This is a genomic window from Metabacillus mesotrionivorans (genome assembly GCF_052171315.1).
In the GTDB taxonomy this organism is placed as follows: domain Bacteria; phylum Bacillota; class Bacilli; order Bacillales; family Bacillaceae; genus Bacillus_P.
Genome location: NZ_JBQMFF010000002.1, coordinates 488,151 through 504,924, shown reverse-complemented (window position 1 = coordinate 504,924; position 16,774 = coordinate 488,151). Strand labels below are relative to the sequence as shown.

Annotated in this window: 17 protein-coding genes and 1 pseudogene; 16 read left to right on the top strand and 2 right to left on the bottom strand. The window is 40.3% G+C overall.

Annotation, left to right across the window (positions count from 1 at the left end):
• Positions 1 to 126 precede the first annotated feature (126 nt).
• The 10 genes and pseudogenes from ACTSEZ_RS07395 to ACTSEZ_RS07350 form a co-directional block, all read left to right on the top strand.
• Positions 127 to 336 carry an SGNH/GDSL hydrolase family protein gene (locus tag ACTSEZ_RS07395; RefSeq protein ID WP_369733529.1) on the top strand — a complete coding sequence of 70 codons (210 nt, stop codon included), beginning with the start codon at positions 127 to 129 and terminating at the stop codon, positions 334 to 336.
• A 310-nt stretch (positions 337 to 646) separates the two neighbouring features.
• Positions 647 to 1,105 carry a cupin domain-containing protein gene (locus ACTSEZ_RS07390; RefSeq protein ID WP_369733528.1) on the top strand — a complete coding sequence of 153 codons (459 nt, stop codon included), beginning with the start codon at positions 647 to 649 and terminating at the stop codon, positions 1,103 to 1,105.
• Positions 1,106 to 1,208: 103 nt separating this feature from the next.
• Positions 1,209 to 1,445 (top strand): DUF3977 family protein, encoded by a 237-nt coding sequence (locus ACTSEZ_RS07385; RefSeq protein WP_369733526.1) that lies wholly within the window; start codon positions 1,209 to 1,211, stop codon positions 1,443 to 1,445.
• 109 nt (positions 1,446 to 1,554) lie between these two features.
• Positions 1,555 to 2,124: a histidine phosphatase family protein gene (locus ACTSEZ_RS07380; protein WP_369733525.1), complete on the top strand. Its 570-nt coding sequence runs from the start codon at positions 1,555 to 1,557 to the stop codon at positions 2,122 to 2,124.
• A 98-nt stretch (positions 2,125 to 2,222) separates the two neighbouring features.
• Positions 2,223 to 3,077 (top strand): DUF2785 domain-containing protein, encoded by an 855-nt coding sequence (locus ACTSEZ_RS07375; protein WP_369733524.1) that lies wholly within the window; start codon positions 2,223 to 2,225, stop codon positions 3,075 to 3,077.
• Positions 3,078 to 3,204: 127 nt separating this feature from the next.
• Positions 3,205 to 3,600 carry an NUDIX hydrolase gene (locus ACTSEZ_RS07370; RefSeq protein ID WP_369734076.1) on the top strand — a complete coding sequence of 132 codons (396 nt, stop codon included), beginning with the start codon at positions 3,205 to 3,207 and terminating at the stop codon, positions 3,598 to 3,600.
• A 94-nt stretch (positions 3,601 to 3,694) separates the two neighbouring features.
• On the top strand, positions 3,695 to 4,090 hold the full coding sequence (locus ACTSEZ_RS07365; protein ID WP_369733523.1) for a hypothetical protein: 396 nt from the start codon (positions 3,695 to 3,697) through the stop codon (positions 4,088 to 4,090).
• A gap of 165 nt (positions 4,091 to 4,255) precedes the next feature.
• Positions 4,256 to 4,795, top strand: coding sequence for an HAD-IIIA family hydrolase (locus tag ACTSEZ_RS07360; protein ID WP_369733522.1), 540 nt, complete (start codon positions 4,256 to 4,258; stop codon positions 4,793 to 4,795).
• Between the two features lie 282 nt (positions 4,796 to 5,077).
• Positions 5,078 to 5,971, top strand: a complete 894-nt coding sequence (locus ACTSEZ_RS07355) for a Vgb family protein (RefSeq protein WP_369733521.1) — start codon at positions 5,078 to 5,080, stop codon at positions 5,969 to 5,971.
• Between the two features lie 10 nt (positions 5,972 to 5,981).
• Positions 5,982 to 6,386, top strand: a pseudogene (locus ACTSEZ_RS07350) (LbetaH domain-containing protein); the annotation flags it as partial.
• 648 nt (positions 6,387 to 7,034) lie between these two features.
• Here ACTSEZ_RS07350 and ACTSEZ_RS07345 read toward each other — a convergent pair.
• Positions 7,035 to 7,421, bottom strand: coding sequence for an SET domain-containing protein (locus ACTSEZ_RS07345; RefSeq protein WP_369733520.1), 387 nt, complete (start codon positions 7,419 to 7,421; stop codon positions 7,035 to 7,037).
• A 256-nt stretch (positions 7,422 to 7,677) separates the two neighbouring features.
• Between ACTSEZ_RS07345 and ACTSEZ_RS07340 the strand changes: the two genes are divergently transcribed.
• On the top strand, positions 7,678 to 8,244 hold the full coding sequence (locus tag ACTSEZ_RS07340) for a hypothetical protein (protein ID WP_369733519.1): 567 nt from the start codon (positions 7,678 to 7,680) through the stop codon (positions 8,242 to 8,244).
• A gap of 18 nt (positions 8,245 to 8,262) precedes the next feature.
• Here the strand turns inward: ACTSEZ_RS07340 and ppc are convergent, their stop codons facing one another.
• On the bottom strand, positions 8,263 to 11,013 hold the full coding sequence (ppc, locus tag ACTSEZ_RS07335; protein ID WP_369733518.1) for a phosphoenolpyruvate carboxylase: 2,751 nt from the start codon (positions 11,011 to 11,013) through the stop codon (positions 8,263 to 8,265).
• A gap of 284 nt (positions 11,014 to 11,297) precedes the next feature.
• On the opposite strand from ppc, the gene ACTSEZ_RS07330 reads away from it, so the two are divergent.
• The 5 genes from ACTSEZ_RS07330 to srtD all read left to right on the top strand — a co-directional run bounded on the left by ACTSEZ_RS07330 (position 11,298) and on the right by srtD (position 16,661).
• Positions 11,298 to 11,978, top strand: coding sequence for a YIP1 family protein (locus ACTSEZ_RS07330; RefSeq protein ID WP_369733516.1), 681 nt, complete (start codon positions 11,298 to 11,300; stop codon positions 11,976 to 11,978).
• Positions 11,975 to 13,201 (top strand): efflux RND transporter periplasmic adaptor subunit, encoded by a 1,227-nt coding sequence (locus tag ACTSEZ_RS07325; RefSeq protein WP_369733515.1) that lies wholly within the window; start codon positions 11,975 to 11,977, stop codon positions 13,199 to 13,201. The genes ACTSEZ_RS07330 and ACTSEZ_RS07325 overlap by 4 nt, the downstream gene beginning before the upstream one ends.
• Positions 13,202 to 13,327: 126 nt before the next feature.
• A complete protein-coding gene (locus tag ACTSEZ_RS07320; protein WP_369733514.1) occupies positions 13,328 to 14,383 on the top strand; it encodes a glycerophosphodiester phosphodiesterase in 1,056 nt (351 codons plus the stop codon).
• A 482-nt stretch (positions 14,384 to 14,865) separates the two neighbouring features.
• Positions 14,866 to 16,059 carry a processed acidic surface protein gene (locus ACTSEZ_RS07315; RefSeq protein ID WP_369733513.1) on the top strand — a complete coding sequence of 398 codons (1,194 nt, stop codon included), beginning with the start codon at positions 14,866 to 14,868 and terminating at the stop codon, positions 16,057 to 16,059.
• On the top strand, positions 16,056 to 16,661 hold the full coding sequence (gene srtD, locus ACTSEZ_RS07310; RefSeq protein WP_369733512.1) for a class D sortase, LPxTATN-specific: 606 nt from the start codon (positions 16,056 to 16,058) through the stop codon (positions 16,659 to 16,661). The genes ACTSEZ_RS07315 and srtD overlap by 4 nt, the downstream gene beginning before the upstream one ends.
• Positions 16,662 to 16,774 lie beyond the last annotated feature (113 nt).

The window sequence follows — 16,774 nt, the reverse complement described above, 5'->3', positions numbered from 1 at the left end:
GGCGATCGTAACAAAGCGGATCGCCTTTTCTACTAAGGAATCAGGTAGGATTTTAGATGTATAAATAAGGAGAACAGAGTTGCTTAAATTAGTGTGTTTCGGAGACAGTATTTCAGCTAGAAAGGTATGGAAATTATAAATGCTGGTGTACCTGGGGATAACACCATTGAAGCAATATCCAGAATTCAGAATGATGTGATTAAACATAATTCTGATTTAGTAACAGTGTTATTTGGTGCAAATGATGCAGCCTTTCATAAGATGGTGAATGTGGAAGTTTTTAAAGATAACATTTACAATATTACTCAATTAATTAAACCCGAAAGAACCATTTAAATATCACCAGCCCCTGTCGATGAGAAGGTCCAACTTGCTAGAACCAATGAAGTCTTATCTGAGTATGCCGCAGCAGTAAAACATGTATCTGTTGACACTGGCAGTCATTTCATCGATTTGTTTTCATTATTATTAATTTTAGATGACTATCCCCAGATACTTAAAGGAATTAGAAACGATGGGCTCCATTTTGGAGAGAAGGGATATTATTTTCCTGTTAGATTATTAGTCGAGAAAATTAGAGGAATTTAGAGTCACAAATAAGATAGAAGTGGTTATCAAACAGGTATAAGGTAAGGGGGATCTGATATTGAAATTCTGTCCGCAAAAAATAAGTTTTGAAGAAGCAAAAAAAGACGGAATCAAAATAAACTTTGATCAAATGGAAAATGGCGAAAAACGATATAGATTAGTAGGATCTGATGGCAGTGGCTATTGCCGGACACTAGGTTCTAATAAAGGTGCTTGGCAGAACAGTCATTATCACAAAGCAGCTACTGAAATTTACATAGTCCAGTCTGGCTGGATTGTTTACGGAGAGATAGACCTTAATAGGAATTGTAAATTGAATTATTTAAAAGAGGGAGAGAGTGTAACTGTCTCACCTTTGGTCCATCACAACGTTTTTATGTCATCCAATTCAGTTGTTCATACGATTAAATGCGGGAAAACAGACAGCACTGCTGATTGGTTTCCTTCTTATGAGTTAGACAATTACACAAAATCTTTTTCAGAAGCCGATTTAGGTAAACTGTTTGTTAAGAAATAGACATCTATTCAGCTAAAGGTGGCGATTGCGTAACAGTCGCCCCTTCCTGAAGTGTTGAAGTATTATGGAACTTCTCAATCAGGTTCATTGGGGTGAGTAAATTTTGAAATTTATTGAAATTGGGTTAGGAAACAATTGGTTAATAAGGACTGAAACAGAGTTGGAAGATGGCACTGAATATGAGGAGAAAGGCATCATAGGTCCAATCAAATTTCACTCCTTTTATATAAGAATTTGGTTTGGTAAAACCGTTCTAATAGCAGACTTCAAAGAAGGTTCTAAAATACAAAAGAAAAATCGTAAAAACTTTAAAATCATATTCGGCATTGTTAGTGTTTGAATTTTTTTCAACTATCGGGAGATTACAGCAAAGCGTATCGCGTTTTCTTATTTAAGAAATGGGCAGTTTTACGGAATAACACATTTATTCCTTTTACAGGAGACTAACTATGGAAATTTCATTTATCAGGCACGGAAAATCCAAATGTATTGAAAATAGCCCAGTTACAATCTGTTCCTTTAAAGACTGGATTGAAAAGTACGATAGTGAAGGTGTATTTGAAGAAGACGCTTATCCCTCCGAATCTATAGAAAAAATTTCAAAAGTTAGCGTTGTTTTCACAAGTGATTTAAAGAGATCTATACAGTCAGCTCATCTTTTAAACTCAAACTCACATATTATTTCTGATCCTATGTTTCGCGAAGTAGAACTACCTTCTCCTATACTGAAATCTTTGAGCTTAAAATTGAGTCCGAATATTTGGACAGTAATTCTTCGGACTTTATGGTTTTTTGGATACTCAAGTAACTGTGAGTCTTTTAAATGTGCGAAAAATAGAGCAATAACGGCGGCAGAAGTATTAATTAAAAATGCTGAAGAGCATCGTTTAGTAGCTTTAGTTGGTCACGGTTTTTTCAATATGATGATAGCAAAAGAACTACAAAGTAAAGGTTGGATAGGAAGAAGGAATACGAACTCTAACCACTGGAGATGTACTACATATTCTTTATTCAATTAAAGGGGGCTTTTGCAGCAAAGTGGATCGGCTTTTCTTATTGAGGAATTGGGCAGTTTTCTTTCTGTATAACTAATATTGCATAGTATAAGGGGATATTTATGAGTTTATCATTAGTAAAAGTTTCTATGAGTGAAAATGAACTAAAAAGTATATTAACTAAGATTAAATATGGAGAAAGTGATTGGCAAAAGGTCGATAAATTATTATTAATAAAGTCTATGATTGAGCATATCGGTTCAACAGATGGTGAACTCCGCGACCAGTTGATTTATACCTCTTTTTATAGATTGATAATTGAGAGCAATCAACTAGAACCTGAACTTTTAAAAGAACTATTAGATATATGTTTGAGTGAATTAATTTTTAAAGGAATCGGAGAAAAAGAAACGGATACAGTCTTCACAAGAGCGTTTACTACACTTTTAATAGCCTTAATATTGTACAGAGATAATCAAGCAAATTTCTTATCACCTGGCACAGTCTATAGCATTAAAGAGAAGTTAATTAAATACATAAACCTTGAGAGAGATTTAAGAGGATATATTGCTGGTAAAGGGTGGGCACACAGTATTGCACACGTAGCTGACACTTTTGAAGAGTTAGTAAAAAATCCAAAATTAGACCCAGAATTTTATCCAGAAATACTACAGACATTGTGGAGTAAGATTCTAATATCTAACAGTGTCTATGTACACAATGAAGATGAAAGGATAATCATCCCTATACTTGAAATGTTGGAAAGAGGAATGGACTTAAAGGAAATAGAAGAATTAATTCAGAATTTACCGAATGATTTGAAGTCTCAAAAGGAGCAGCTTGAGAATGAAAATTATTGGTTCTTAGTGTTTAATATTAAAACATTCTTAAAAAGTTTTCACATAAAAATAAACAGCAATATTAAATTGCTTTCACTTCAGAAAAGTATTGAACAGTGCCTACCAAAGATATATTGAGGAAATCTCTTCACTTTGTCTGATACTGGATTAAGCGTATTCATTGTTCCATATAAGGGGGCGATTGCAGCAAAGTGTGATCGCTTTTTTAATTGAGGAAGAGGCTTTTGATAATGTGGTGGCAGGTATGAGAGATAGAAGTTCACTAGTAATAATTGAAAATAAACAGGTTGTACTAATTCAAAGAATTAGGGATGGTTCTTTTTATTATGTTTTTCCTGGTGGTGGAATGGAAAATGGAGAAACACCAGAGGCTGGTGCCAAAAGGGAAGCCTTAGAAGAATTAGGAGTAGAAGTCAAAGTTAACGAGTGCATTTCAGAAGTTAAATTTAACGGAACACAATATTTTTTTCTTTCTCAAATCATTGCTGGAACATTTGGAACTGGGAAAGGTGAAGAATACACTGACGAAAATAGAGATAGAGGAACTTACTTGCCAATGTGGGTAGATATAGAAAATTTATCGACTATTGATGTTAGACCTAAGGAAGTTGCTTTAAAGGTGCAATCCTTATTCAATTAAAGGGGGCATTTGCTGAATAAGGTATTAGGTTTTTAAAACGAGCAGAATAGTTAAAAAGCGTTTTCTAATGTTAACCAATCTAGGGAGGGTAAATATGGGAGGCTCTTGGGAAGGCTTTTTAGATGTAATCGGTTTGAATAAGGATATTAGACAAAAAGCTGATTTAAGGGTATTGATAAAATTCCCATTAGCAGAGCCGAAAACAGACTTGTTACTATGCTTATTTGACTACATAACAGGTATTTATGGTTCAGAAAAATGCACTATTCTCTGGTGGTACGAACCAAGCTGCCTGAATGATAAAAACATAAGTAATCCTTATACAAGAATCATTAGCAAATATGATTTGAAATATTTACAGGGTTTATGGGAAAGAACTGCTGGAGATTATATATTATTTTTGCCTGAAAAATTCAATGGTAAAATCGATACTAGTGATGAAGAAGATTTTATTGTAGTATGTTTAACCAAATACTCTAATTTGCAATAAAAAACTCCTGATGCAAATGAAGTATTGTATTTACGTCTAAATGAATGAATCCTGTTATTCAGCTAAAGGGGGCGTTTGCAACAAAGTGGAACGCCTTTTCTTATTGAGGAATTGGGCAGGAATGTGGAATAAGAAATTTAATTAGTTAAGACAGGGGAAATTAATGTGAAACAAATAGAAGCCATTTTTTTAGATAGAGATGGAACAATTGGTGGTGACGATACCGTTCATTACCCCGGAGAATTTAAACTTTTTCATTATACAGCTATGGAAATCAACAGATTAAAAAAAGATAATGTAAAAATATTTTCTTTTACAAATCAACCTGGAATTTCAGGAGGATTGGCAAAAGAGAAAGATTTTGAAGAGGAGTTAAGAGGGTTTGGTTTTGATGATATTTTTATTTGTCCACACAGTCATAGAGAGGGATGCTCTTGTAGAAAGCCAAATACAGGAATGTTAACAGAAGCTCAGCAGATTTATAACTTAACTCTTGAAAACTGTGTCGTAATCGGGGACCGTTGGAGTGATATTGTTGCAGCGGCAAAGGTAGGGTGCATTAAGATATTGGTTAGAACAGGGGCTGGAGAATCTGCACTTAATGAACACTTTGATAAATTAAGAGACTTTAATATTGACTACATAGCTGATGATTTTAAGGATGCTATATGTTGGTTATATGAACATTTTATTTTTAGTAACTGAGCATAGCATTTATTCATTTAAAGGGGGCGTTTGCAGAATAAAGCGATCGCTCTTATTTAATTTCTGTTACAAACTTTGGTTAATTGAAGAGGAAGTAAGAGTTATATAGTCGAATTCTTAAAAGAAAATTTTGTTCTGAAGATGAACTGCTAATCAAGCTGACTGAAATCATTGGTGGACTTATTGGTATGTCTTCAGATAAATTAGAACAAGAATTCCAAATATTTACTAATAAACGAAATAATTTAAGGAGGCAATTAAACAAATAGTGGGAGGTCTAGTATGAGTATTAATATAATAGAATATACAATTGCAAGAACTAGCTCTGGCCCTTATGGTATAGCTTCAGCAAAAGATGGAAATGTATGGTTCACTCAACATAAAGCAAACCAAATCAGCTGTATAGATCAAAACGGTGGGATAAGAGAGTTTACAGTCCCTACTCCTAATGCTAAAGTGATGTGCTTAACTGTTTCTTCCCGGGGTGAGATATGGTTTACAGAGAATGGTGCCAATAAAATAGGAAAACTCACAATAACAGGTGATTTTACAGAATATCCATTGCCGCAGCCTGATTCAGGTCCTTACGGAATAACTGAAGGTCTAAATGGTGAAATATGGTTTACTCAAATGAATGGAGACCGTATAGGAAAATTGACGGTTGAAGGTAATATTTATGAGTATGAATTGCCAAGAAAGGGCTCCTTTCCTGCCTTTATTACTTTAGGCCCAGATAACGCACTTTGGTTCACGGAGAATCAAAATCATTCAATTGGAAGGATTACAGATACAGGGAAATTAACGGAATACCCTCTACCAACAAATGCGGCAGCTCCAGTGGGTATCACTAATGGTAACGATGGTGCACTCTGGTTTGTGGAAATTTTGGGCAATAAAATTGGTCGAATTACTACTGCTGGGGAGATTAGAGAATATGATATTCCAACTTTAGATTCACGTCCACACGCAATTACCGCTGGAAAGAATGACGAAATGTGGTTTACTGAATGGGGGGCAAATAAGATTGGAAAAATTTCTGTTATTGATGGAAAAATTGACGAGTATAAAATTCCGTCTTTATCAGCGGAACCACATGGTATCACATCTGACAAAAATGGTGATATCTGGTTTGCATTAGAGTGTAATAAAATAGGTTGTATTAGAAATAACTCATAAAAAGGTGTGTGTGCACGTAAAAAAATTAGAAGGACCGAACCCGAACAAAACCTATCCGCTAGATGGAAATGAAAATCTTCATTTTATTAGGCCATCATTAACGAGGACGAATATTATAGTTGGCGATTACACTTATTAAGATAGCAAGAACGGAGAGCTTTTTGAGGATCAGGTTTTATCTCATTATGAAGTCATAGGGGATCAATTGACCACTGGGAAATTTTGTTTTATTGGTCCTGGAGTCACTTTTATAATGAACGGAGCTAATCATCGTATAGATGGCTCCACTTCTCCATTTAATATCTTTGGAAACGGATGGGAAAAGCATACACCTACGTTAGATATGCTTCCTTTAAAGGGAGATACTGTTATTGGCTATGATGTATGGATTGGACTAGACGCTACAATTATGCCCATCTTCGTAGGCGACCATCCGAAATATAACGTAGAAGCCTCGAAGAACACCGGAACGGTAGACGTCTGGAAAAACAAGCCCACACTGGGACGAAGCAGAGGCAGCCAATTATGAGATAACTGATCTGGCGGAGCTGAAGCTGATCGTAGAGAATATGGAGAAGGCCGTACAGCCATCTAAATAAAGAAAAGAGTTTTGTTGTAAATGGGAAAAAGATTTTCAATTGGAGTACGAACCATAAAAGTAAAACTCAGGTGATTCACATATAGTAATTGTTCACTTAAAATAGTTATTTTGATTTTTGAAAAAAAGGCATCGTTACTTTTATTAATATTGGATCATGTTATTCATCTTGGTCAGGGAGCGAAAGTCAATAGGAAACTTGGGTTTTTTATTCCAGTTATTAAAAGATACTAATTCAACAATCGGACGCTATTCTTCGATAAGACAATATAAATGGTCTTCAACAATCGAGGGCTTTAATTAAAGAATCGGAATAAAAAAAGGTCCGAGGCATATCAGCCACTGACCTTTTTTCATGCAAATATAATTGTTTTTTCTACTACAAATAACTCTGCATTTTTTTTGTTTATTAGAAGTTTGCACTCCAAAACAGAACCCGTTATCCTGAGAGTCAGTTTTTACTCATTATGATTCGTCTTCGCGGTCAAACCAAAGGAGCTCCTGATCTTCTTCATCGCCGTTGTAGTTAATGAGAATTTCTTCTCCGGCTTTGATGTCTTTGTAGGCGCTGAAAATAAACACGTGTTTTTCAAAGCTGATGTCATACGTGGCATTTGGTGTATAGGAATGGTTAAAGAGCATTCCGTAGCCAAGGAGAATGCAGGTGTGGTTTTTGCCGTACTCGAATGCATAATCAGCTAATGTTGTTTTTTCAATGTGGGCATGCTCTGCGTTAGGGTAGGGGATTACCGGTGCTTCGTGGATAATCTCGCCTTTTTTAATGTCACGCGTTGCAAAAACGCCTCTATTAAATTCCCCGTCACTCAGGGAGGATGTTTTGATTTCAATCATTCTGTCACCTATTTCTCTTTCCTGCTGCGTTTTTGTACCTATCCTAGCTTGACAGTTAACTGGTAAAAAAGCAACTGTTTTAAGGAAATTCTTTTATCGTGTGAAGCGTGCATTTGGATTGTTAGTGTACATGTTCGGATTGTAAGAGAGAGTATTGGGACTGTCAAAAAACACATCTGGACTGTTAATCTGTTTGTAAGGAAAAAGTGCGCTATTCCTTGAATAAATTCTAAAAAAGCAATAGGAGGGATTAGAGATGAAAAGCCTACATGTGTTTTCAGGCTGGCTCTACAAAAAAATCGGCTGGAAAACCGTGCTTGCTGCTTTAGCTGTCTTCATACTCTTTATGATTTTTGTCCTGCCGAATGCTGCAGAATCGAGCAGGGCAGCAACAGGCACAGGAGAATCGCCTGACGGGTCATACCTTTATTCAGCTCAGACACTTTATGAAATAGCTGAAAGCTATGGTGAGAAGGGGAGGGACTATTACATTAAAGCACGGTTCACGTTTGATGTGATCTGGCCTCTTGTTTATTTGTTTTTTCTTGCATCCGTTATCACGTTTTTCTTGCGCGGCCTCAAACCGCAGCTGTTAAAATCGGCTAATCTTCTTCCGTTTGGAGGAGCGGTCTTTGACTTTCTGGAAAACATCAGTGCTTCTGCGGTCATGGCAAGGTTTCCTGCCAAAACGCCCGTCGCCGCAGAACTCACGCCTGTTTTTTCCTTTATAAAGTGGTCGCTTATTTATGCCAGTTTTGGCTTTGTCTTTTTAAGCCTTGTGATCTGGCTGTATTTAAAAGCGCGGAAAAAACCGGACGCATGACGCGTCCGGTTTGGGCAATCAGCCAGTATTTCTAAGTCCTGCGGCAATGCCGTTAATTGTGAGCAGCACTTCGCTCAACAATTCTCCTGCATCTGATTCTTCATCTGTTTTGCGAAGCTTTGAAATCACATCCACCTGCAAAAAGCTCAGCGGGTCGACATAAGGGTTGCGGAGTCTGACAGATTCCTGGATGTTAGGAATGTGATCCATCAGTTCATTCTGGCCTGTAATCGCAAGAAGCGCCTTTTTTGTCTGAACATACTCCGTTTCGATATCGTTGAAGATGCGTTCGGCAGCCTGTTTATTTTCCACCATCGCCAAGTATTCTCTAGCAGCCATCAAATCTGCTTTCAGAAGGGCCATTTGTAGATTATCAATGGTCGAACGGAAGAACGGCCATTTTTTGTACATTTGTTTCAAATTATCAAGGTTTCCTTCAGACAGTCCGGTGCCGGCTGCATACCAGGCAGGGAGGAGCTGTCTGCTTTGAGTCCAGGCAAATACCCATGGAATTGCGCGTAGATCTTCAAACCGTTCACTGCCTTTTCTGCTCATTGGACGTGAGCCGATATTGAGGGCTCCAAGTTCCGGAAGCGGTGTTGCCTCTTTGAAATAGGTCAGGAAGTCAGGATCTTTAAAGACCAGCTCCTGATATTTGCTCAGGGATACAGATGAAATTTCATCCATTTCTTTTTCCCACTCCCCGGTCCGGATGTTGGACTGTTCGGCTTCTGATGAGACATGTGCTGCAGCTGTAATCAGTGTGGATGCCGCCTGTTCAAGACTGCGGTAGGCGATATCATACAAGCCATAGCGGGAGGATAAAACTTCACCCTGCTCTGTAATTTTCACCCCGTCACCAAGTGTTTCAGCCGGCTGAGAAAGAAGACTTCTATTAAGCGGGCCGCCGCCGCGTCCAAGGGAACCACCGCGTCCATGGAAAAATTTCAGCCTCACATTGTAATGCTTAGCCATGTCATGAATTTCCTGCTGTGCTTTGTAAAGCTTCCAGTTCGCTGTCAGCGTTCCGCCGTCTTTGCTGCCGTCTGAATAGCCAAGCATGATCTCCTGCAGATTATTCTGTTCACTCAGGTGCTTCTGGTAAAAATCAAGCTGAAACAGCTGTTTCATAATTTTTGGTCCTGCCACCAGGTCGTCAATCGTCTCAAGCAGGGGAGCGACGTTCAGCCTGCTTTCGATTCTTCCATCCGGATGAAGCCTGTAGATGCCCGCTTCCTTTGCAAGCACCATCACTTCAAGAAGATCGCTTGCAGACTGGGTCATGCTGATTAAGTAAACTTCAATGGAACGTTTGCCGAATTCTTTATGGGCACGTCTGATCATATGGAAAACGTCCAGAACGTCCTGAGTTTCTTTTGTATAGTTCTCTTTAAACGAAACGAGAGGCCTCGGATCCTGAAGCACGTCCTGCAGCAGCTTCATTTTTTCCTCTTCTGTGAGACTTGAATAGTCTTCTGCTAGGTTAACAGAATGGAAAATCTCTTTGATAGCAGCCTCATGCTCTCCGCTGTGGTTTCGGATATCAAGCGTTGCAAGGTGAAAGCCGAACAGCTCCACTTGCCTAATCAGTTTTTGCAGGCTTTTCAGCTCGTACCCTTTTGGATGATGGAGAAGGACACTTTTTTTAATCATTTTCAAGTCCTCGAGCAGTTGTTCTGAGCTTGTATAGCACCATTCCCGTTGCTGATCAAGTTTTTTCAGCATGATTGTCAGCTTGCAGCGGTAGATTTCATGCTCCACCTGCCATCTTTCTCCTTTGCTTAAAAGAGGCGTTTCCTCCTGCACGGACGCAAGCAGTTCATCGCTGACAGCAACCCGTTTGGTCGACTGGCTAAGGCGTTTTCTGAGGATCTTCAGCGATTCTCTGTACTTTCTAAGCGCAAGCGCTCTCTGTTTCGTCAAGGTTTTCCACGTAATCTCAGGTGTAACGTTGGGATTTCCGTCGCGGTCTCCGCCAATCCATGAACCAAAGCGGAGGAAATTAGGAACATGCCATTCCTGCCCCGGATAATTTTTAGACAGGCAAAGCTCCAGCTCCTGGTGAATGTGCGGAAGCACTTCAAAGAGTGTTTCATCGAAATAGTAAAGTCCGTTTGCGACTTCATCCATTACAGTAGGCTTACGGTCACGCAGTTCATCCGTCTGCCACAGAATAACCACTTCATTGAACAGTCTGTCCTCAAGTTCTGCACGCTCGCGTTCTGTGTGAATCGGCTGGTCAAGACTGTGCAGCAGACCGGCAATGCGTTTATGAATTTCAAGAACACTGCGGCGTGTCGCTTCTGTCGGGTGGGCGGTAATAATCAGTTCAAGGGAAAGAGTTTTCAAAAGCTGCTGAATCACTTCTGATGAAACCCCGTTTTCCTTCAGCGAAGCTACAGCATGTTCAAGGGAGCCCGGCTGTTTGCCTGAATCTTCCTGAAATTGATACTCGCGTCTTCTTCTGATGCGGTGATTTTGTTCTGCGATGTTCACCAGATGAAAATAAACAGCAAAAGCCCTGATCACCTGTTTTCTGAGCTCCGGGTCAAGTGTCGAAATCTCAGCTTTTAAGTCTGCGTATATGCTTTCATCCGCATGGCTGCGAAGTGATTTTGTCATTTCTCTAATCTTCTCTACCATTTCAAGCAGCGGATGACCGCCCTGATGAACAAGGACATCTCCAAGCATATTCCCTAAAAACTTCACATCGCGCCTCAAAGCAGCGTGATGATCGCGTTCCTTGATCGTTTCTGTTTTAGCTGTCATATTTAGCACCTCTTTACTGGAATGGATTCCATCTCTGATTGAAGATGTTTTTTGAAAATTAAAATAATGATAAGTTTACCATAAAACGTATAAAGATGCATAGTGTGAGGTTATCTGCCAATCCAATTTACTGAAAAAACTCGTCGCAGGTGGCTGGAAAATGTCTAAAAATAGACCAGAATCTGAGCTGATTTTTCATAATATGCCAAAAGTGACTATCAACCATGCCGGAAATATGCTATAAATTTCTAGTAATCGTTTTTTTTTTGACAGGGGGAAATAGAATGCACCACGTTCGTATAGTAGAAGGCTTAACAGAACCCTCTGCTTACTTTGGAAAATTGAAAGAAGCTGAAGCCATTAAAGGATTTTACGCAAGATTTGCAGCCTTGATCGTGCTTAGCGTGCTTCTTGCAGCAGCAAGTGCGTACCTCGGTGTACATACAGAGGCCATAACTGCTTATCTTGATCTGATAAAAAGGGAGAAATTCGAGTTTGCCAAGCTGTTATTCGGCATCGGCGGAATCGTTGCCTCAATTACTGCTCCTCTTGTTATGGTTCTCTTTTTCACCTTCGTATTTAAAGTGTTTTATAGAGATATAGAGTGGGACAAGCTGATCACGCTTCAGCTGTTTCCGTTGTTTTTAATGACAATGGAAAAATTGCTGAACTTTCCGTTCTTTCATTTGCTTGGCGTGCAGCGCGATTCCTCCCCATTTGGATTCGGCGTTCTGATTCAGCTTTTGACAGATCAGACCTTCGCCGTAACGTTTGTCAGCTGCATAACGGTGTTCCTCATATGGAGCGCATATGTGCAGATGATTGGACTGAAAATGCTTTCGGATAAATCATGGAAGTATGCTGCAGGAACCGTAATCTTCTCAAACCTTCTCTACATTCTGCTTGTAGCTGTCTTTATAGTACTTGTGCAGGATATCGGGATTTCGCTTCAGGGGGACGTATGAAAAAACAAGCAATGATTGGAATCATATCTTTAGCCGTTGTATTTATAGCTGTTAATATAGCCGTTATTTTCACATCAGATAAAATCGAGAGATCGAAATCAATCAGTCAGTTTACAAAAGCGGAAACGGGGGACCTGCAGAAACTTCTTTTTACTAAAGGGGTGGTTGTTCCTGCTTCAGATTATAAGGTCATGTACAGCAAAGACCTTGGAACGCTTCAGGAAGTACTCGTCAGCAAAGGTGATGCCGTAGTGACAGGAGATCCTCTCATCACTTATGAAACCGGCCACCTGGACGCTGAAATGGAAGAACTCCAGGATCAAAATACGGATCTTCAGTCCAGAATAACCTCTGCAGAATCAGACCTGTCCGATTTGCAGGACGATTTAGATGAGGCAAGCGTTCCTGTTGAAGTGGAAGAAGGCGTCTATCTGGATGATACCGCAGGCAAGAAAGCCATAAGCAGTCAAATCGGCGACAAGCAAGATCAAATTGACTACCTGAATCAGCAGATTGACAGTAACGAGCAGAAGATTACAAGACTGCAAGCACAAAAAGAAGCTTATAATGTGACGAGCAAAATGGACGGGATTGTAACAGCCGTCAATCCTTTTCCTCAAAGCCCCGAAGATCCGATGATCGTCATTCAATCCAGTGAGCCTTTTCTAATAGAAGGCAAACTGTCCGAAAAAGACGCTGTGCAAGTAAAAGAGGGTCAAAAGGCGACTGCCGAAGCAGAAGCCCTTCCAAATACAGAAAAAGAAGCTGTCATAAAAGAAGTGACGATGACGCCAATCGATAAGCCTTCTGTTGATCAGAACGAGAGTTATTATCCGTTTCTCGCTGAATTGATTGAACCCTCTGAAAACTGGCATCACGGATTTCATGTCGGCATGGACATTGTGCTTGAAGAGAGGAGCGGGGTCATCGTCATCGACGACACAGTGATGAAAAAACAAAAGGGCAGCCAATACGTTTATGTGCTGAAAAAAGGGAAACTCGAAAAAAGGAAGCTTGATGTCGGCCTGAAAATATACAGCCGAAATGAAGTCCTTCAAGGTCTTGAAAAAGGAGAACGCATCGTCACAAAGCCATCTCCAGACCTTAAAAACAACATGAAAGTATTTATCCCGATGAATCATCACTATCTTGAAAAGAAAACGCTGAAATCATTTACAAACGAACAGAAAATCAGGCTGATTATCAGCGGAATGGTGAAATGAAGGTGCTTTTGAAGCACTTTCTTTTTTTTGCGTCATTCTTTAACGCAACTTATTAAATCCTTTATCTGCCGTTAACAATTGACCTTTACACTGGAAAGTGAATCTGATGAAGGAGATGAACATACGATGAAAAGATGGACAAGAACAGCACTTGCAGCCATGCTTTTAACCTCTGCGGGAATAATGCCAGAGAGCAGCGCCTCGGCAGCGGACAGAGAATTTGATCTCCAGGCTCACCGCGGGGGAATGGGACTGACAGTAGAATCAACCATTGCGTCATTTTCACATGCCTTAGAACTTGGCGTGGATACGCTTGAGCTCGATGTGCAAATCACAGAGGATCAACAGGCCGTTGTGACTCATGACCGAAAAATTTCAGGCGGAAACTGCCGCGATACGGAACCTGCTTTTCCCGGTGATCCGGAATTTCCGTATGTGGGAAAGTACATAAAAGATCTGACACTTGAACAAATTCGGACAATGGACTGCGGCTCAGTTACCAAACCGCAGTATCCGGGTCAAAAAACAAGTCCCGGAGCAAAAATGCCGCTGCTTACTGAAGTGTTTGACTTAGTAGATTCATATAAAGCAAAAAAAGTAAAAATGAACATTGAAACAAAAGTAGAGGCGGGTGCTCCTCACGAAACGGCTCCAAGAGAAGAATTTGTGCAGATTGTGGCAAAACAGGTCCGCGAAGCGGATATGCTGGACAGAGTGACGATTCAAAGCTTTGACTGGGGCTCCCTCATGAGAATGCGCGAGGTAGAGCCAAGCCTGCCGATCGTGGCGCTGACAAACGGCCCTCAATTTCTGCAGCCCGGTCAGCCGGGGGCTTCGCCGTGGCTCGGCGGCATTGATATCGATGATTATGCCGGAGACCTTGTAGCCGCAGCCAAGTCATTTGGAGCAGACGCCATCTCGCCTGTGCACGGCTTTCCGCAAAATGGAGCTGTTACAGAGAATGGGTATGAACCCTATGTGACAAAAGAAATGGTGGATCGTGCACACAAAGCAGGAATGCAGGTTATTCCATGGACAGTAAATGACATTCCGACAATGAACAAACTTATTGATAACGGTGTGGACGGGATGATTACAGACTATCCTGACCGTTTGCGGAGCGTCATGGAAGATCGCGGGTACAAGCTTCCGAAATCGTATAAAGCACCAAAAAATGAATGATGCACATTCAGCAGTCCTGAAGAATTGGGGCTGCTTTTTTCTGCGGTTTTTTTTTTAGATTCGTTGATAAATACCTCTTTTTCTAGCAAGATCCTGGGAATTCGTCAGTTAATTTGTGGTCCTGGACTGTGTATGTCAACTAAATCCGTGACGGCACGGACCGCCTATCCTGGCAGGGTGTATTACTACCAACTATCCGGAGAATACATCCAGCTTCATTTGATTTACTACCAACAATCATTGCGTAACTACCAACTTTCTTAATTTTACAACCAACCTCTCTTTTCAGTATTAGAAGGTAGTGAAAATGCATCCCTATAAATTGAAGTCCCTGAAATATAGGCTGCGAAAAGTCAAAGCGGTATTTGTAATATGAAAAAGCAACCAGTTGAGGAAAATTATACTGATACTCTTTTTCATCTGCTGAGATTATACTATTCTAGTTGATCTCATACTATTTTACTATGACTGGGGAAGAAGCCATGAAACACATCATATCGTTCTTACTGACTATAGCTGCAAGCTTTTTTCTGGTGCCGGCAGGAGCATTTGCGATCGAACCGGATGAACCTGATTTTGAAGCGCATCTGAAAGAGATCGGATGGGAGAAAAAGGACTACTTAAACTATCTTGAAGGCAAAGGGTGGTCACTTGCTGATTTTGAATCGGCTGATGAACTGGGGACACCTCTTACTGAAGAATCAATTTTGGAAATGATGGATACATATGAATTGACCCGCGGGCAGCTGAACGAGCTGCTGAGTGAAAACGGTGACATCGAAGAGGGGCAGGATGTTCTGGAAGGTACGTATCTTATTTTTGCTGAAGATGTGGACACGTATGTTGATTTTTACATGAATGGATGGGAAGGAACGCCTATTGATGAGAAAAATCTGGCAGAACTTCTGGACGTTTACGGATTCCAATCAAGAGAAGAACTTGAGCAGTTTTTAAGAGAACATGATGACTCAATCGAAAACTATGAGTACATTGAAGATCTTGATTATTCGCTTGATTTTTATATAAACGGTTCCGAAGCGGAGGATGCCATTTCGGATCTTTTTTCTGAAATAGGGTTGACCGATGAAGAGATAGAAGCGCTATTCAACTATCTTTCTACGTTGGAACTTGATGATCCTGTGATGGAAGAGGAAATGATTAAGCTCAGCGAGAGAATGATGGCATTTGAAGAGTTTGAGTCATTGAACGATCTGTCGGCTGAACAAATGGCGGAGCTTTTGGACATTTTCAAAAGCATGCTTGATCTTCTTCAGATCAAGACAGATTACTATATAGTGAAGGACGGCAATATGAAGCCGGTATCTTTGAAAAGCATTTTTACAGTTAATGTTGAGAAAGGCTCCCGTCTGCTTATTAAACTTTCAAACCTGCAGGAGGAGTTACTGGCAGATATTCTTGTAACGGCTGAAATGTTTGGTTCAGATCTCATTCAGGAAACAGGGAGAGATCTAAAGGAAGCAAATCAAATCGTTAAAGAACATCCAATCTATACGAAATCTGTCATTGAAACCAAGCCTGCGGTCAAGACCGTAAAAGGCGGAGAGCTTCCCAAAACAGCAGCAAATGCTCCCGGATATGCATTTGGGGGTATAATGCTGATTCTTGCAGGAACCTGGTTTTTCCGTAAATACAGCAAGCAATCACGCCAGTCATGAAAAAACAGAATCTCTTCCTGCTTGTTTCCGTCCTTCTAATAAGCAGCGGAATATGGCTGATGACCACAAATTCAGCCACAATAGCCAAAGGGTATTTTATCTATAAAATCAGTTCTGAACCAAAGGCAGAGACCATACAGAAAAACAATGAAGAAAAACAGACAGCTGCAGCCGAGAATCTTCTCTATCCGAAAAGACCGGCAAAAGGTGAGCGAATAGGAGACCTTTACATTCCAAAGCTTGAAGCAAACCTCCCCATTTACCATGGAACGGCTGAAGAAGAATTAGAACAGGGAGTCGGCCACTACGCCGGAAGCGTACTGCCTGGCGAAAAGGACAACTCTGTTCTATCCGGCCACAGGGACACTGTCTTTCGAAAGCTCGGAGAAGTTGGAAAAGGGGATCTTCTGATTGTGACCACATCTGCAGGAGAATTCACCTATGCAGTGAGGCAGGTCCGGATTGTTGACAAAGATGACCGCACCGTCATTGTGCCGAAACCAAAAGCAGTCCTTACGGTTTCAACCTGCTATCCGTTTACCTTTGCGGGTCCAGCACCAGAGCGATATATCCTCATTGCAGACCTGCTTGCTTCAAAATAAAATGTAAATGGCGCGCCTTCCCGAAAAGGCGCGTCTTTTTTGCATTCCAACTGTCCATAAAGGCTGAATGTATGGTATTGTTTAGGAGAATAAGGAGCAAAGGAGAATCCTCA